Source organism: Mycobacterium shigaense, assembly GCF_002356315.1.
GTDB classification, from domain to species: domain Bacteria; phylum Actinomycetota; class Actinomycetes; order Mycobacteriales; family Mycobacteriaceae; genus Mycobacterium; species Mycobacterium shigaense.
The window spans coordinates 1,469,713-1,485,805 of the sequence record NZ_AP018164.1 but is presented as its reverse complement, the minus strand read 5'-3'; the positions used below and the strand labels follow the sequence as shown (position 1 = coordinate 1,485,805).

At 65.6% G+C, this 16,093-nt stretch carries 16 protein-coding genes and 1 tRNA gene; 9 read left to right on the top strand and 8 right to left on the bottom strand.

Annotation, left to right across the window (positions count from 1 at the left end; translation table 11 throughout):
- The first annotated feature begins 50 nt into the window (after positions 1-50).
- A complete protein-coding gene (locus MSG_RS25110) occupies positions 51-221 on the top strand; it encodes a hypothetical protein (RefSeq protein WP_162899164.1) in 171 nt (56 codons plus the stop codon).
- Between the two features lie 281 nt (positions 222-502).
- Here MSG_RS25110 and MSG_RS07090 read toward each other — a convergent pair.
- The 3 genes from MSG_RS07090 to pgm all read right to left on the bottom strand — a co-directional run bounded on the left by MSG_RS07090 (position 503) and on the right by pgm (position 3,518).
- Positions 503-575 (bottom strand) — tRNA-Ala (locus tag MSG_RS07090).
- Between the two features lie 40 nt (positions 576-615).
- Positions 616-1,818: an MFS transporter gene (locus tag MSG_RS07085; protein ID WP_373421138.1), complete on the bottom strand. Its 1,203-nt coding sequence runs from the start codon at positions 1,816-1,818 to the stop codon at positions 616-618.
- A gap of 71 nt (positions 1,819-1,889) precedes the next feature.
- Positions 1,890-3,518, bottom strand: coding sequence for a phosphoglucomutase (alpha-D-glucose-1,6-bisphosphate-dependent) (gene pgm / locus MSG_RS07080; protein ID WP_096438285.1), 1,629 nt, complete (start codon positions 3,516-3,518; stop codon positions 1,890-1,892).
- 134 nt (positions 3,519-3,652) lie between these two features.
- On the opposite strand from pgm, the gene crcB (MSG_RS07075) reads away from it, so the two are divergent.
- Genes crcB (MSG_RS07075) through MSG_RS07065 form a run of 3 tightly spaced genes read left to right on the top strand, consistent with a single transcriptional unit; the run spans position 3,653 to position 5,501 of the window.
- Complete coding sequence (gene crcB / locus MSG_RS07075) at positions 3,653-4,051, top strand: fluoride efflux transporter CrcB (RefSeq protein WP_096438283.1); 399 nt, start codon at positions 3,653-3,655, stop codon at positions 4,049-4,051.
- On the top strand, positions 4,048-4,416 hold the full coding sequence (crcB, locus tag MSG_RS07070; protein ID WP_096438281.1) for a fluoride efflux transporter CrcB: 369 nt from the start codon (positions 4,048-4,050) through the stop codon (positions 4,414-4,416). The genes crcB (MSG_RS07075) and crcB (MSG_RS07070) overlap by 4 nt, the downstream gene beginning before the upstream one ends.
- The gene (locus tag MSG_RS07065) at positions 4,413-5,501 is read left to right on the top strand and encodes a DUF190 domain-containing protein (RefSeq protein WP_096438279.1); all 1,089 of its coding nucleotides are present in this window, start codon (positions 4,413-4,415) and stop codon (positions 5,499-5,501) included. The genes crcB (MSG_RS07070) and MSG_RS07065 overlap by 4 nt, the downstream gene beginning before the upstream one ends.
- 121 nt (positions 5,502-5,622) lie before the next feature.
- Here MSG_RS07065 and MSG_RS07060 read toward each other — a convergent pair whose 3' ends face one another.
- Complete coding sequence (locus tag MSG_RS07060) at positions 5,623-6,249, bottom strand: GNAT family N-acetyltransferase (protein ID WP_096438277.1); 627 nt, start codon at positions 6,247-6,249, stop codon at positions 5,623-5,625.
- A gap of 178 nt (positions 6,250-6,427) precedes the next feature.
- Between MSG_RS07060 and MSG_RS07055 the strand changes: the two genes are divergently transcribed.
- Positions 6,428-6,994, top strand: coding sequence for a hemerythrin domain-containing protein (locus tag MSG_RS07055; protein WP_096438275.1), 567 nt, complete (start codon positions 6,428-6,430; stop codon positions 6,992-6,994).
- Between the two features lie 27 nt (positions 6,995-7,021).
- The gene (locus tag MSG_RS07050) at positions 7,022-8,485 is read left to right on the top strand and encodes a protein adenylyltransferase SelO (protein ID WP_096438273.1); all 1,464 of its coding nucleotides are present in this window, start codon (positions 7,022-7,024) and stop codon (positions 8,483-8,485) included.
- A 2-nt stretch (positions 8,486-8,487) separates the two neighbouring features.
- On the opposite strand, the gene MSG_RS07045 is transcribed toward MSG_RS07050, so the two are convergent.
- Positions 8,488-8,700 (bottom strand): hypothetical protein, encoded by a 213-nt coding sequence (locus MSG_RS07045; RefSeq protein ID WP_096438271.1) that lies wholly within the window; start codon positions 8,698-8,700, stop codon positions 8,488-8,490.
- A gap of 39 nt (positions 8,701-8,739) precedes the next feature.
- Here MSG_RS07045 and MSG_RS07040 point away from each other — a divergent pair, with 39 nt between their 5' ends.
- The gene (locus MSG_RS07040; protein ID WP_096438269.1) at positions 8,740-10,230 is read left to right on the top strand and encodes a flavin-containing monooxygenase; all 1,491 of its coding nucleotides are present in this window, start codon (positions 8,740-8,742) and stop codon (positions 10,228-10,230) included.
- Between the two features lie 9 nt (positions 10,231-10,239).
- Here MSG_RS07040 and MSG_RS07035 read toward each other — a convergent pair whose 3' ends face one another.
- The gene (locus tag MSG_RS07035; RefSeq protein WP_096438267.1) at positions 10,240-10,635 is read right to left on the bottom strand and encodes a DUF4267 domain-containing protein; all 396 of its coding nucleotides are present in this window, start codon (positions 10,633-10,635) and stop codon (positions 10,240-10,242) included.
- 102 nt (positions 10,636-10,737) lie between these two features.
- Here MSG_RS07035 and MSG_RS07030 point away from each other — a divergent pair, with 102 nt between their 5' ends.
- A complete protein-coding gene (locus MSG_RS07030) occupies positions 10,738-11,370 on the top strand; it encodes a DUF732 domain-containing protein (RefSeq protein ID WP_232011185.1) in 633 nt (210 codons plus the stop codon).
- A gap of 3 nt (positions 11,371-11,373) precedes the next feature.
- Here the strand turns inward: MSG_RS07030 and MSG_RS07025 are convergent, their stop codons facing one another.
- The gene (locus MSG_RS07025; protein ID WP_232011248.1) at positions 11,374-13,380 is read right to left on the bottom strand and encodes a glycoside hydrolase family 172 protein; all 2,007 of its coding nucleotides are present in this window, start codon (positions 13,378-13,380) and stop codon (positions 11,374-11,376) included.
- 642 nt (positions 13,381-14,022) lie between these two features.
- Between MSG_RS07025 and MSG_RS07020 the strand changes: the two genes are divergently transcribed.
- Positions 14,023-14,463: a response regulator gene (locus MSG_RS07020; RefSeq protein ID WP_096438263.1), complete on the top strand. Its 441-nt coding sequence runs from the start codon at positions 14,023-14,025 to the stop codon at positions 14,461-14,463.
- A gap of 179 nt (positions 14,464-14,642) precedes the next feature.
- Here the strand turns inward: MSG_RS07020 and glnA are convergent, their stop codons facing one another.
- The gene (glnA, locus tag MSG_RS07015) at positions 14,643-16,079 is read right to left on the bottom strand and encodes a type I glutamate--ammonia ligase (protein WP_096438261.1); all 1,437 of its coding nucleotides are present in this window, start codon (positions 16,077-16,079) and stop codon (positions 14,643-14,645) included.
- Positions 16,080-16,093: the final 14 nt, after the last annotated feature.

The following is a 16,093-nucleotide window of genomic DNA, read 5'->3' as shown; positions in this document are numbered from 1 at the left end:
TAATTTCACACAATTTATTCCCGTGGAGTTTCCATCTGCAGCGGCCCGTCATGTTCAAGTTCATCTTCATGAACATTTGGTGGGTCTTCGCCCCTCTGATCACGATTCCGTTCTCGATCAAAATGATCGACTATCTCTACAAGTCGATGTCAGCCCACAACGACCTGCCGCAAGAAAAGCCTCTGTCCGCTGACAAACAGCCCGCCACCGCCGCGCGGTAAGGCCTCCTGGCGGACCCATCACTTGAGGAGGGGTCAGCTCTCGCCACCCTCAGCGAGCACTCGATAGATAGATTGTCGCCCGACTCACGCCGAAGGTCCGGGCGATGGTCGTCTCCGTTGCACGGCGAGTCTGCGAAGCCTTCAGTGACCCTCGACACTTACGCAGACATGTCGATGAGGACCTGGATGAAGTTGCGCCATCTCGACCCGGCGATCCATGCTGCTGCGGACGACGAAAGCTCGACAGCAGACGGGATACGCTTTGACCTGATCAATCTCTGTGGAGCTAAGGGGATTCGAACCCCTGACCCCCACACTGCCAGTGTGGTGCGCTACCAACTGCGCCATAGCCCCGTGTCGTGCCCATCGAAGCTACACCACTAGTAACCGTCGTTCAAAGTTGCTGCTCAGGCAGGTTCGACGTATGCGGAGACACCAGGTGATCGGGCTCCGGCTCCGGCGCAGGCCGGGTCTCCGGCGCCGCCACCCAGCCGACGGCAGCGATCAGCAGCACTATTCCGCTGATGGTGAAGCCCCACGTGTAGCTCAGCCGCTCGGCCACCCAGCCGAGCGTCATCGACCCGACGATGGCACCCAGATCGGACATCATCTGCACCGCCGCCACCGGACCACCCGCGCGGGCCTCGCTGCCGAGAATGTCGGCGACCGCGGCCTGCATCGGCGACATGTAGATCCCAGTCACCGCGCCGACCATCGCCGCCGCGACCAGGAACGCCGGCAACGACGTGGCGGCGCCGAGGAAGACGGTCGCCACACCCGACAACGCCAGGCCCACGATCATCAACGTGCGCCGGCCCATGCGGTCGGACAGGTAGCCGCTGGGGATCATGGCCAGTGCGTTGCCCCCGGCGAACGCGGCCAGCACGATCCCGATGATGCCGACGCCGCGGCCCATGACGTCGATGATGAACAACGGGACCAGCGCTACGCGCAGGCCGAACGCCGACCAGCCAGTCGCGAAGTTCGCCCCCAGCGACGACCAATACCCGCGGAACCGCAGCGCCTGCCGCATCGTGACCGTCGACCCCGTCGGCGGCCCCGGCGCGGCCAGGGTCGAGTTCCGCAGGCTGTAGTAAAGGACCACCGCCACGCCCAGTAGCGCGAAGCCGTACAGGATGAACGGGGCGGTCACCCCCCAACCGGCCGCCAGGGCACCGACCGCGGGCCCGGCGACGGCGCCCACCATGAACGACGTGGTCAACAGGCCAGCGACGCGTCCGCGCGCGTCGGGCGGGCTGATGTGAATCATCAGTCCCAGCGCCGAGACGTAGAACATCGTCGACCCGATCCCGCTGATGACGCGGTAAGCCAGCAGCTGCCAGTAAGCCCGGGAAAATGCGCACGCGGCGGTGGCCACCGCGACTATCAGCATGCCGCCGATGTAAATGCGCCGCTCCCCCAGCTTCTGCACCAGCTGGCCGCTTATCGGCGCGAAACACAGCCGACTCAACGAAAAGACGGTGACCAAGAATGTCACCGCCTTGATGCTGACCCCAAAACTGCGGGCAAAGGATGGCAATGCCGGCGAAATGACCCCATAGCCCAGAGCGACCATGATATTTGCCCAGCTAAGGATCCAAACTTCGCGCGGCAGACGCGTAGAACGCAGGCCGCGACCCCCCGGGTGGTTAAGGCGAAGGGAAAGGGTCACCCAATGACTTTATTAACCACCTCGCGCGCACTTTCTTGGACCTCCGCTAAATGCTCTGGCCCGTTGAAAGATTCCGCATAAATCTTGTAGACGTCCTCGGTGCCGGATGGTCGCGCGGCAAACCATGCATTGGCCGTCGTGACTTTCAGTCCGCCCAACGGTGCGCCGTTGCCCGGCGCAGCAGTCAACTTGGCGGTGATCGGCTCTCCGGCCAGCTCGGTCGCGGTCACCTCATCGGGTGACAGCTTCGCCAGCCGGGCCTTTTGGTCGCGGTCCGCGGGCGCATCGACGCGGGCATAAAACGGCGTGCCGTATTTGTCGGCCAGTTCCTGATAGCGCTGCGACGGCGTGGCACCCGTGACGGCCAGGATCTCGGAGGCGAGCAGCGCCAGGATGATGCCGTCCTTGTCGGTGGTCCACACCGATCCGTCGCGCCGCAGGAACGACGCCCCCGCTGACTCCTCCCCGCCGAAGCCGATGGTGCCGCCGATGAGGCCGTCGACGAACCACTTGAACCCGACCGGCACCTCGACGAGCTTGCGGTCGATACCGGCGACCACCCGGTCGATGATCGAGGAACTGACCGCCGTCTTGCCGACCGCGATGCCCGCCGGCCAGGACGGCCGATGGGTGTAGAGGTAGTCGATGGCCGCCGCGAGATAGTGATTGGGGTTCAACAAGCCCGCGTCGGGGGTGACGATGCCGTGCCGGTCGGAGTCGGCGTCGTTGCCGGTGGCGATCTGGAAGTGGTCGCGGTTGGCAATCAGCCCAGCCATCGCGTTCGGCGAGCTGCAATCCATGCGGATCTTGCCGTCGTGGTCGAGTGTCATGAACCGCCACGTCGCGTCGACCAACGGATTGACGACGGTCAGCTCCAGGTTGTGGCGTTCGCCGATCGCGGCCCAGTAGTCGACGCTGGCCCCGCCGAGCGGGTCGGCGCCGATCCTTATGCCGGCCTTGCGAATCACGTCGACGTCGACGACGTTGGGTAGGTCGTCGATGTAGGCGTGCAGGTAGTCGTGACGCTCCGCGGTCTTGATGGCGCGGGCGAACGGCACCCGCTTGACCCCCGAACCGGTACGCAGAATTTCGTTGGCGCGCTTGGCAATCGCGTTCGTGGCATCGGTATCAGCCGGACCGCCGTTTGGCGGGTTGTACTTGAAACCACCATCGCGGGGCGGGTTGTGCGACGGCGTTACCACGATCCCGTCGGCCAGTGCGTCGCTGCGGCCGCGGTTGTAGGTCAGGATCGCGTGACTGACCGCGGGCGTCGGTGTGTACCGGTCCGCCGAGTCGACGATCGCGACGACGTCGTTGGCGGCCAGCACCTCCAGTGCCGATACCCAGGCCGGCTCGGAGAGGCCGTGGGTGTCGCGGCCGATGAACAACGGCCCCGTGGTGCCCTGCGTCGCACGGTATTCGACGATGGCCTGGGTGATCGCGAGGATGTGGGCTTCGTTGAAAGCTCCGTCCAGCGCCGAGCCCCGGTGGCCGGACGTGCCGAAGGCCACCTGCTGGGCGACGTCATCGGGGTCGGACTGGATCGAGTAGTAGGTCGTGATCAGATGCGGCAGATCGACAAGGTCTTCGGGCAGGGCCGGTTGACCGGCACGCGGGTGGGCCATGGCTGTCAATTCTGCCTGTGTCCGCCCCGGCACGCCGCATCGGTCTTCGGGGGTACTTCCCGCGTTCACCCACTGGTAAGTCTTGGCTCTACGCTGCAAGGCGCAGCATTCGCACGGCGAAGGGAACCAGCCCGGTGGCACAGCACGACTACCGCGAGTACGCCGCGATTTTCGCCGGCGGAGCGCTGGGCGCGCTGGCTCGTGCCGCCCTGAGCACACTGGGCAATGCCGACCCGTCGAGCTGGCCGTGGCCGACGTTCGTCGTCAACATCGCGGGCGCGTTTCTGGTGGGCTACTTCACCACACGATTGCTGGAGCGGCTACCGCTGTCGAGCTATCGGCGCCCCCTGCTCGGCACCGGATTCTGCGGTGGCTTAACCACCTTCTCCACGATGCAGGTCGAGACGCTCAAGATGATCCAGCACAGCCACTGGGCCTTGGCCGCGGGTTACGCGGCAACCAGCATCGTGGTGGGGTTGCTGGCCGTGCACGTGGCGACCACGCTGGTGCGCCGGACGAGAGTGCGCTCATGACCACGGTTTTGGTCTGGACCGGCGTCGTACTCATCGGCGGCGTCGGCTCGGTGACGCGTTTCCTGGTGGACCGCACGGTGACCCGCCGCGTGGGCCGACCGTTCCCCTACGGCACGCTGGTGGTGAACGTCAGCGGCGCCGCCCTGCTGGGATTCCTCGGCGGGCTGGCGTTGAGCAAGGACGCGGCGCTGCTGGCCGGCACCGCCTTCGTCGGCGCCTACACCACCTTCTCCACCTGGATGCTGGAGACACAGCGGCTCGGCGAGGAGCGCCGCACCTGGGCTGAGATGGCCAATATCGTCGTCTCCGTCGTGCTGGGAATGAGCGCGGCGCTGCTGGGGCAGTGGCTGGCGGAGCAGCTATGAATCAGCCGTGTTTGAAATTGACCGCGTACTTCGGCGAACGCCAACGCGTGGTCGGCGACGACGCTCGGTTTCTCGCCGACGCGATGTTCGATGTGTTCGGTGGCAACGGCGTAGCGACCAGCGTGATGCTTCGCGGAATCGCCAGCTTCGGGTCCAGCCACGAACTGCGCACCGACGTCTCGCTGAGCCTGTCCGAGGACCCGGCGGTGGCGATCGCGGCGGTGGACGTGGAGCCGAAGATCCGTTCGCTCGTCGACGAAGTGGCCGCCATGACCGGCCGGGGGCTGGTGACGATTGAGCGGGCGCGGCTGCTCACCCGGAACGACGCAGTGACCAACATCGACGGCCACAACGGCGACGCCGCCAAGCTCACGGTCTATGTGGGCCGCCAGGAAAGAATCGCCGGGAAGGCCGCGTACTACACGGTGTGCCAGCTGCTGCACCGGCTCGGATTCGCCGGCGCCATCGTGCTGCTCGGTGTGGACGGCACGGCGCATGGCGCGCGTTACCGCGCCAAGTTCTTCGGCCGTAACGTCAACGTTCCGATGATGATCATCGCCGTCGGCTCGACGGCGCAAGTTTCTTCCGCCACAACGGAATTGGCCGACTTAACGCGGAATCCGCTGCTGACCGTGGAACGGGTGCGCGTGTGCAAACGCGATGGTGAACTATTCGCGCGGCCACAGCCGCTGCCGCAGACCGATGACCACGGACGCACCCTGTGGCAAAAGCTGATGGTCTACACCGACGAGGGCGTCACCCATGACGGGCTGCCGATTCATCGCGCGCTGATCCAGCGATTGTTGCGGTCGGGGACGGCCCGCGGAGCAACGGCGCTGCGCGGCATCTGGGGATTCAACGGAGATCATAAACCGCACGGCGACAGGGTTTTTCAAGTCGCGCGCCGGCTCCCGGTGACCACCATCGTCGTCGACACACCGGACTCGATTGCGCGCAGCTTCGATATCGTCGATGAGGTGACGACCCACCACGGGCTGGTGACCAGCGAGATGGTTCCTGCCGCGCTGTCACTCGACGAGTCCCGGCGGCTCGGCGACATCACGCTCGCGGATCACGACTACTGACGCCGATCAGATTGCGATCAACACGAGGGCGATGACCGACGCATTCCTACAGCCAGCGCACCCGCCACGGCGCCACCACCAGCCGAGCCCACATGGCTACTCCCTTGTCCCCGCGAACCGTTCAACCTTGACGAGGGCGGGGCACATCTTCGGGTGTGCGGGACAACGCGTACAGCGCCATCCGCCGATTCGACATGTCGTGTTCACCGAGGAATACGCAACCACCGCTCTCACAAAACCTGCGCGCCAAGGTATTGCGGTGGTCGGGATCGAACATGATCCGGCGGCATTGCGGATCGAGCGTCAGCATGCTCAGTACCAAGTGCGGCAGCAGAAATCGGACATGTCCCTGTCTCAGATATTCCAAATCGGCGACCGCAACGTGCAAGCCCAGATCGTAGGAGTCGTATTCATACCGTGCAGCAATGGAATCCTTTGCCGCCCGGTAGATTTCGATGTAACCGCGATCCACTCCATCCAGGCCGGCGACGAGGGGCCGGGAAAAGCCGCTCTCGAGTTGTGCACGCAGATAGCGGCGCCAGCGCTCCGGCGGCCACGGGTACTCCCACGATTCGGCCAGGTGTGGTCGGTTCATCCACTCGCTGATCAACTCCGCGTCGGCCTCCGGATCGGCGACACGCAGATGGTACGGCTCGGGCAGTTGCGGGATCGGCGGCGGCGGAACATCGCGGACCTCGGCGCTGATATCCGTCAGTTGCCGGGGCAGGATCACTTCGCGGTCACTCATGTCAACCGGGCAGCCTACTCTCCGCCCGGCCAGCTCTAGCGGGGTTTTGGCATCCATCGATCGGCGCAACTGTCCTGGTCAGCGCGCTGACGCGTTTACCTCGGCTGGACCTGGGTACAAAACGCCTGATGGCGCAACGCCCACGCCCGCACTGAAGCCCGTATCCGGAGGTATCGCCGTGGCCGAGATGATGATCGAATCGCCCGACGAAGTCGTCACGTTCCTCAAAGCCCAGCACAATTTGATCGAGGACATGTTCGACGAGGTGCTACTCGCGTCGGAACCCGACGCCCGCGCAAAGCCGTTCGCCGCGTTGCGTGAACTCCTTGCGGCACACGAGACGGCCGAGGAGATGATCGTGCATCCGCGCGTTCGCCGCGAGGCCCAAGCCGGCGAGGCGATCGTCGACGCTCGTTTGAAAGAAGAGCGCGAAGCCAAGGAACTGCTGGCTCAGATCGAGAAGCTCGACGTCAGTTCCCAAGAATTCATCGACCAGCTGACCAACCTGCGGGAAGCGGTCCTGAACCACGCTGAAAGTGAAGAGATCGACGAATTCCCTTATTTAAAAGTCGAACTCGATGTTGCCGAACTCAAGCGGCTGGCGACAGCGGTGCGAGCCGCGGAGGCTATTGCTCCAACCCACCCACATCCGGGTGTGGAATCGGCGAAGCTGAATTTCGCGGTGGGGCCATTCGCGTTGGTGTTCGACCGCGCTCGCGACGCCCTCCGCAAAGCCTTCGGCTAGGAACTGACTCTCCGTACTCTGGATGATGTGAGCGTTGCACCCGAGATAGGCGTCGTCCTGGACGATCGCTTCGCGCGCGAGTTGCCCGAGCTGGGCGTCCCTTGGCGAGCGGAGACTCCGCCCGCCCCGCGCCTGCTGATTCTCAACGAGTCGCTGGCCACCGGGCTCGGCCTGGACGCTGCCTGGCTACAAAGCCCCAATGGGCTGCGGTTTCTGGTGGGCGATCTGGTTCCCGCCGGCGCCGCACCGGTAGCCCAGGCCTATGCCGGGCACCAATTCGGTGGTCTCGTCCCGCGGTTGGGCGACGGGCGCGCATTGCTGCTGGGCGAGCTCGCCGACCACCACGGGCGGGTGCGCGACATCGCCCTCAAGGGTTCGGGTCCGACGCCGTTCGCCCGCGGCGGTGACGGACTGGCCGCGGTGGGTCCGATGCTGCGCGAATACCTCGTCAGCGAGGCAATGCACGCGTTAGGCGTTCCGACGACGAGATCGTTGGCCGTGGTGGCCACCGGGCGGCCGGTGCGTCGAGAAGCCGTGCTGCCCGGCGCCCTGCTCGTGCGCGTCGCGAGCAGCCACCTGCGGGTAGGCACCTTCCAGTACGCGGCCCTGGACGGCGACATCGACCTGCTGCGCCGCCTCGCCGACCACGCGATCGCCCGTCACCACCCGGAGGCGGCACAGGCCGAACGCCCCTACCTCGCGCTGTTTGAAGCGGTCGCCGCCGCGCAGGCGTCTCTGATCGCCCGCTGGATGTTGATCGGATTCACCCACGGAGTGATGAACACCGACAACATGACGGTTTCCGGCGAAACCATCGACTACGGCCCGTGCGCTTTTATGGACACCTATAGCCCCGAGACGGTCTTCAGCTCGATCGATCACTGGGGGCGCTACGCCTTCGGCAACCAGCCGGCCGTCGCCGGGTGGAATCTGGCCCGGTTCGCCGAAACGCTGCTTCCGCTGCTTGCCGACACCATCGAGGAGGGAATCGCGCTCGCCGAGGGCTCTTTCGGCGCGTTCCGCACCGAGTACGAGGCCACGTGGTCGTCCGGCATGCGCGCCAAGCTCGGGTTACCCGCCGACGTCCACGCGCAAGTGCTGGCGTCGTTGGTCGACGAGTTGTTGGGGCTGCTCACACGAGGCCGCGTCGACTACACGTCGTTTTTCCGTCATCTCGGCGAGGCGGCCCGGGGCGACGCCGAACCGGCGCGTGGGTTGTTCGCCGGCCTCGCCGGCTTCGACGCCTGGCTGTCGCGCTGGCGGGCCTTGGGCCCCGACGCCGCGTCGATGGATCGCGCCAACCCGATCTACATCCCCCGCAATCACCTGGTCGAGGAGGCCCTGACGTCCGCGACGGCCGGCGATCTGCATCCGGCGCGACAATTGCTCGCCGCCGTCACCGCTCCATACGATCGGCGGCCGGGCCTCGATCGCTACGCCGAGCCCGCGCCGAAGGACTTCGGCGACTATCGAACGTTCTGCGGCACTTAGCCTTACGCCGACCTCGCGAACTTTGCCCGCAGCTTGTCCAGCCGTTTGAGCGTCGGGTCACGCAGCTCGGTCGGCAGCTCCACCAAGGCGTGGTCGACACCGATATCGCCATAGCCCGCAACGGCTTTCGCGGTCAGCTCACCCATATTGATATTGATCACCGGCACGTCAGGCGCGGCTGCCGCGCGCAGCTCTTCGAGCTGGCCCGGCAGCACCAGTCAACCGCATCGACGTCGTATGCGACAGTGTCGGGGATGACTCAGAGTGTCGCCGTGATCGGGGCCGGCCCGGGCGGGCTGGTTACCGCGCGTTGGCTGCTGTCGCAGGGCTTCGAGCCGACCATCCTCGAGCAGGGACCGATGCTCGGCGGGCAGTGGGCAGGCCTGGAAGGGCTCAGCGGCGTGTGGCCCCGCATGCATGCCAACAGCAGCCGCACCGTTTCGGCGTTCAGCGACCTCGAGCACGAGATCGACCACGTCTACCTCTCCAATCGCCAGGTGCTGGAGTATCTGCACCGCTACGCCGACATGTTCGGTCTGGCCTCGCGCATCCGGTTCGGCACCCAGGTCGAGCTGATCGAACGCGACGGGTCACGGTGGCGGGTGGTGCACGGCGCTGCAACGGAGAGCTTCGATCGAATCGTGGTGGCAAGCGGCCGGTTCCATGCTCCCGCTATCCCCGTCGTTGCCGGGATCGATACGTTCTCCGGATCGGCCGGCGCCATTTCCACATACCACTATCGCGACGGGCTTGCCTATCGCGACAAGCGGGTGCTGGTCGCCGGTTGCGCGGTCAGTGCTCTCGAGATCGCCTCGGAATTAGCCGAATTGGGTGCCGCACGCGTCGTCGTGACCCAGCGGCGGCAACGCTACGTGGTGCCGAAGTTCGCCGCAGGGGTTCCCTCCGACCAGCGGATCTACACGCGGTACGGAGCGCTGGCAAATGAATCGCTTGCGCCCACCGAAATCGACCGGCAGCTCAAAGAGATCGTGCTCGAGGCCGCGGGCAGCCCCGAGCAATATGGCGCACCGGCGCCCGACCCGTCCTTGTTCACCGCCGGTGTCACGCTCAGTCAACAGTACCTTCCGCTGGTGGCCGAGGGCCGAATCACGGTGCGGCCGTGGCTGACATCGGTCGCCGGCCCGACCGTGACGTTTGGCGACGGGCACGTCGAGGAGTTTGACGGGATCGTGTTCGGCACCGGATTCGGGTTGTCTTTGCCCTTTCTGAGCGCCGACATCCGAGCCACCCTCGACCTCGACGCGGTGCATATGGACGCCGACCGCTATACGTTTCACCCTGATCTTCCGGGCCTGGCATTCGTGGGGATGTGGGATCAGTCGGGCGGATACTTTGTGCCGCTGGAACTTCAGGCCCGCTGGATCGCCTACACCTGGGGCGGGGCCGTCGCGCCGCCCAGCGATCATGATCAGCGGTCGGCGATCGATGTCTATCGCGCCAACCGGGGCGCCCCGCAGAAGACGCGGATGAACCTCGCCGCTATCACCTTCGCCCGCGCCGCCGGCGTCGAGCCGCGCCTGGACAGCTGGCCGCGGCTGCACCGCGCACTACTGTTCGGTCCGTTGGCACCGAGCTGCTTTCGGCTCGAGGGTCCCGACGCGCTGCCCGACGCGCCCGCGCGATTCGCTCACGACGCCGCTTATTTTGGCGCGATTACGTCGAATGAACTGACCAAGCGGGAAGACGACTACTGGTCTGCGGTGCACGCGGCTAGCGTCCGGTAAGCGTGGCGGCTAATCCGCCGGGGCCTCCACCACCTTGGGTCCCGGCCGCGCTGCGCCCCACAGCCCCACCACGATGCCGATCACGGCACCGCCAAGGCCGATCAGCTGCTGTGAGCGGCGGAGCTCGCCGTGCACGCTGAGCCCGCCGAGCAGGTCGGACGCATCGGCGCCGGCGGACGCCAGGAACCAGCCGCGGGTGTTTTTGCCGCGCACGGCCGACCCGGCGAGCAGCAAACCGATGAGCGCGTCGCGATAACCCATCGACCGCAGCAGCAGACGTGCGGTCGGCGTCGGCTCTGATGGGTCGCCCCAAAGTCGGTTCGCGCCGAGGGGATCGACGAGGAAGTGGACCCCGGAGGCTAGTCGGATGCTGCCCGCGACGAGCGCGGCACGGTCGATCGGCATGGCCGCAGCCTAGGAGTTCATGGGCGATGAGTTCAATAGCGGGCGGCCGTTCGCGCGATGCGTGCCGAGCCGCCCGTGCGAGCGGTGGCTACCATGGCCCTCATGTCCGAGCCGGTCCAGGGCGGTGACGAGACCGCCGCGCAGGACGTCGACGAGACGGCCGCCGTGCCCAATTCCACGCCCACCGAGTCGGTCGGCCTTGCCTGGTCAAGCAACGACGAGGGAGCCGACGAGACCCGCAGCAGCGAGCCGGGAGCCATTCGGCGGTCCTGGAGTTCGACGTGGGGCAGGGCCGGTGCGCTGGTCACGGGGGGTGTAGTGCTGGCGGGTGCGATCGTTTTGACGAGTTGGCTGTTGACCGCGCCCGACCAATCGGGGGGCTCGCAGACGACGAGTAAGTCCGCGGCGCAACCGCCCACCGCGCGGCCGAAACCGAACCGAGGCGCGCCGACGACCGGCTCATCCGCTCCGCCCTCGATCGCGTCCACCCCGGATCAGGACAACAAGTACGTCCAGGCCCTCAACGACCGGGGCATCTCGTTCGCCAATCCGGAAGCCGCGATCTACAACGGCAAGATGGTGTGCCAGGACATCGGGCGCGGGGTGACGGTGCAGCAGGAGGCCGACGCCTTCCGCGCGAGCAACCCGGCGCTCAGTGACAGCGCCAATGCGTACGTCGGCATTTCTGTCCGGGCGTACTGCCCGGAGAACAACGCCCTGGTCGCCGGGTTCTGACCGCTAGGCGGCCGGGCCCGTCACCGCGTCGACGCGGTAGCGGCTTGCGGTCCAGGGCGGCGATTCGGGCGTGGGTGTCAGCGTGAACGTGATGACGGACTTTCCCGCGGTAAGGGATTCAGGCACGAGGTAGGTGTCGTCGAGCCAGCGGTGCGCGTTATTGCTGCGCGGCTCAAGCCAATTCCCGGCCGGTATGCCGTCGACCAGCACATCGGCAGATTGATAGCCGGTTGCTTGGTCCGACGAGCGGCGGACCACGACTCCGTGGTTGCCCGGGTCGATGTGGACGCGAAACGTGATCGGCGCCTGGGTGATGCGGACCAGCGCGGCGATGGTCTGCATGTCCTCGGTGCCCTCGTACTGGCTGATCAACAGTTGGTCGGTGGCCGCGTCGTCGCCGTAGCCGTGGACTACCCGGCTGATCGGATCGCTCGGGCTGACGTCGTCGCCGAATTTCTCGGTGTCGTTCGGTTGGGTGTAGAGGAATGCCGTTGAGCTGTAATCGGGTTGGACCATGCTGCGCTTTCCGTGCTCGATACCGAATCGAAGGGCGGAATGGTACGAGACGGACTCGGCGAGCGTCAGCCGATAGACGGTGACACAGTAGTCCGCGCATCCGCCGGCCGCGGTGCGTTGGTCGGGTTGGCCGTTGAGGGGATCGCTGAAGCGGGTGCCGTTCTTGAAATACCAGCCGCCCTCGTAGAAGTCCTCGGTGCCGGTGCCATACCACTGGGGCGAGGCGGATCCGTCTGTGTACACGCGTTCGGCTCCCTCGAGAAAGTAAGGGGCGTCGTCGCTGAACGCCGTTTTCGTCCGGGAACCGCGAATGGTGTGGCTGACGCCCATGAACTTGCCGTGGCCGCGTTCATCGGCGAACGACCAATCCTGACCGAGGGTCGTCGGACCGGCGTGCGAGCGGGCGGTGAAGTAGCCGGCGCGGCCGCTGGCCAACGCACTCGCCCACTGCGCGTCGGGGGCGATCAGCACGGCGCTGTCGATCCCCGACGCGGCATCGCCGGTGGTGTTGACCAGGGTGACGCGCGCTGACCGTGCGAATGGCATTGGCCACCAAGCGGATAACGCTACCGACCCATCCGGCTGTGGGATGGTGGCGAACATCAGCGACCGCACACTTTCGGCGCCCAGCCCCGCGCCGAAGAACTCCCCGAGGGGGGAGTCGACCATGGTCTGGCCGTCGAACTCGATCTGCAGCCGCAGCCCGGCCATTAGTCGGTCCGCCGGCGCCGGCAGCCGCAGGTGAACCGCCGAGATTGCCCCCGGCCCGGCCCACTCGGCGATCGTCTGTCCGGTGTCGGCGGCAAGGTCGACATCCCGTTTGCCATGTGCCGCAGCGCGTTGCGTCGGTTTGGGGTCGGCGGTACCAGCGGCGCGCAGCGTGTCGATCACGTCGAGCGCGGGGTCGGAGGGCGAGAAAGTGGCGATGCCGTCGGCGGAGGCGAACCGGCGATAGCCGACGTGGTAATACTGCAGATTCGTTGCAACACTGATCCGCATCGAATGCCGATAGGGCATCGGCACTTTGATGTAAACGCCTCCGGGTGACTGCGCAGAGTTCGCCACCAGCGGCCACACGAAAGGCGCGCCCAGGACGCCGTCGACCACCGATTGCAGGCGCGCGTCGAGCACCACCTGCCCGTCCAACTCGATGCGGATGGTTCCGATCGCGCGCACGTTGCCGCCGTCGCGGGTGAACCAGATCGAACCCACCTCGCCGGCGCCGTGGTCCTCGGCAATCACACAGCCGGCCCCACCCAGCGTCAAGCAGCCACCGCTGCCGTTCTGGTTGCCAGTGGAGATGTCGAAATCGCCGCCGCTTCGGTCGAAACTCGACACTTGCTCCGTTTCGGTGTTGACGCTCAGATACGGCAGCCGGTCCAGCCGGCGATAGGTGTCCCAGCCCACCGACTGCTCGCCGGCGCCGGGCGGTTCGGCGCAGGCGCGGCTCGCGTCGTGAATGTCCGCGATGCCGAGCAGCAACAGCGCGACCATCGCGGACACCGCACGGACAGCCATCGGCATAGCAACAAAGGCTAACCCCCGGCGCCCCAAGATCACCCTCGAGTTGCGGCCGGTGGCGGCTTATCTCAGACTCGGGCAATCAGCTAGGCAGGAAAGCAGAAACATCATGGCCGACCCGGGGTCGCGTTGAGGTTCGTCTCGCGTCTAGTCCGTCCGATTTTCGCCACGGCGGTCCTGGCAGCCCTGCTGGCTGCGCCCGATCCACCCGCCGTGGCGCCGCGGGCGTGCGGGATCACCTGGACGATGGTGGGCGGCACCATAATCTTTCTCCCCGACTGCAAAGATCAGCCGCCGCCACCACCGCCCTCTCCCGAGCCACCACCCGATCCCAACGTCCCGCCGGGCGCGCCACCTCCCTAGCTGCCCCGAGACGTTCACACGAACAACCTCGTTATTGCGCGCCTGCCTAATTGGTTCGGTCGAATCGTCTGTACCCCGCTTCGGATCGTTCCAATCCCGATTGTGTGACGGGGTCTACCCGACGCGTCGGCAAGCCGGTCGTTAAGGTTCAAGGTCTACGTCCAATCACGCGCGTAGGACGTGGCGCCAAGTCGTGGCCACCTCACTCCCACCCGCAATCAGCCCCTGTGCCGAAGGGAGAACGCAGCAGTGATGGACGCGACGAAACCAATCGATGTGTTATTGGTCGAAGACGATGCCGGCGATGAACTGATCACCCGCGAAGCTTTCGAACAAAACAAGATCCGCAACAGGCTGCACGTGGCCCACGACGGCCAGGAGGGCTTGGACTTCCTCTATCGACGCGGTGAATTCGCCGATGCACCGCGGCCGGACCTGATCCTGCTGGATCTCAATCTGCCCAAGTACAGCGGGCGCCAGCTTCTCGAGCAGATCAAAGCCGATTCCGAACTCGGCGCCATCCCCGTTGTTGTCCTCACCTCGTCGTCACTGGAAGAGGACATTGTGCGCAGCTACAATCTGCACGCCAACGCCTACGTCACCAAGCCCGTCGACCTCGACCAATTTTTCAAGGCGATCCGCAAGATCGATAGCTTCTTCGTCGAGGTGGTGCGCTTACCCCCGCGCACATAAGCCCTGCGCAGTCCCCCGCTCAGGCGGCGGGCAGAGCGGGCAACGTGAGGTCGAACCAGATGCCGCTCGAGATCGGCTGGGCGGCGGCGGCGGCGCCGAGGACGGCAACAAAACTCGCAACCACGAGAAGCTTTCGCACCAGCCCATCCTCGTACAGTTCGGTGGGCCCGCCCAACATGTCAGACGTCGTAGTAGAGCGCGAACTCGTACGGCGTCGGTCGGAGGCCGAACGGTGCGATCTCGTAGTCGCGTTTGTAGCTGATCCACGTCTGGATGAGGTCGGGGGTGAACACGCCCCCCTGGGTCAGGTATTCGCTGTCCTCCTCCAGACGGTCGATCACCGCCGACAGCTGCGTGGGAGCCTGCGGGATCTCCGCGGCCTCCTCCGGCGGCAGCTCGTAGAGGTCCTTGTCGACCGGCGGTGGCGGCTCGATCTTGTTCTTGATGCCGTCCAACCCGGCCATCAACATGGCCGCAAATGAGAGATACGGATTGCCCGACGAGTCGGGGCAACGGAACTCCAACCGCTTGGCCTTGGGGTTGTTGCCGGTGATCGGGATACGCACGCACGCCGACCGGTTGCGCTGGCTGTAGACCAGGTTGATCGGGGCCTCGTACCCGGGGACCAGACGCTTGTAGGAATTCACCGTCGGGTTGGTGAACGCCAGCAGCGACGGCGCGTGGTAGAGCAAGCCGCCGATGTAGTGGCGGGCGGTGTCGGACAGCCCCGCATACCCGTCCTCGTCGTACATCAGCGGGACGCCGTCCTTCCACAATGACTGGTGGCAATGCATGCCGGAGCCGTTGTCACCGAACAGCGGCTTGGGCATGAACGTCACGGTCTTGCCGGCCTGCCGGGCGGTTTGTTTGACGATGTACTTGTACATCTGGTGGTCGTCGGCGGCATGCAGCAGCGTGTTGAATTTGTAGTTGATTTCGGCCTGGCCGCCGCTGCCCACCTCGTGATGGCCCTTTTCCAGCGAAAAGCCGGCGTTGGTCAGGTGGGTGAGAATCTCGTCGCGCAAGTCGACGTAGTGGTCGGTGGGCGCGATCGGAAAATACCCGCCCTTCGGGCGGACTTTGTAGCCGAGGTTGGGGCTGCCGTCCGCCTCGGTCTCTTTCCCGGTGTTCCACCAACCGGATGTCGCATCCACCTTGTAGAACGATTCGTTGGTGCAGGAGTCGAAGCTGACCGAGTCGAAAATGTAGAACTCGGCCTCCGGACCGAAGTAGGCGGTGTCGGCGATGCCGGAGCTGATCAGATAGTTCTCCGCCTTGCGGGCGACGTTGCGCGGGTCGCGCGAGTACAACTCGAGCGTGAACGGGTCGTGCACGAAGAAGTTGACGTTCAGCGTCTTGGCGGCCCGGAACGGGTCGATCGTGGCGGTCTCGGGATCGGGCAGCAACAGCATGTCGGACTCGTGGATCGATTGGAACCCGCGAATCGATGAGCCGTCGAAGGCCAAGCCTTCCTCGAACACGTTCTCGTCGAACGCGTAGATCGGAATGGTGAAGTGCTGCATCGTGCCCGGCAGGTCGCAGAAGCGGACGTCGACATACTCGATGTGCTCGTCCCTGGCGAGCTTGAAGATGTCGTCGGGCGTCTTGTCGGACACGCAATGCTCCTTCG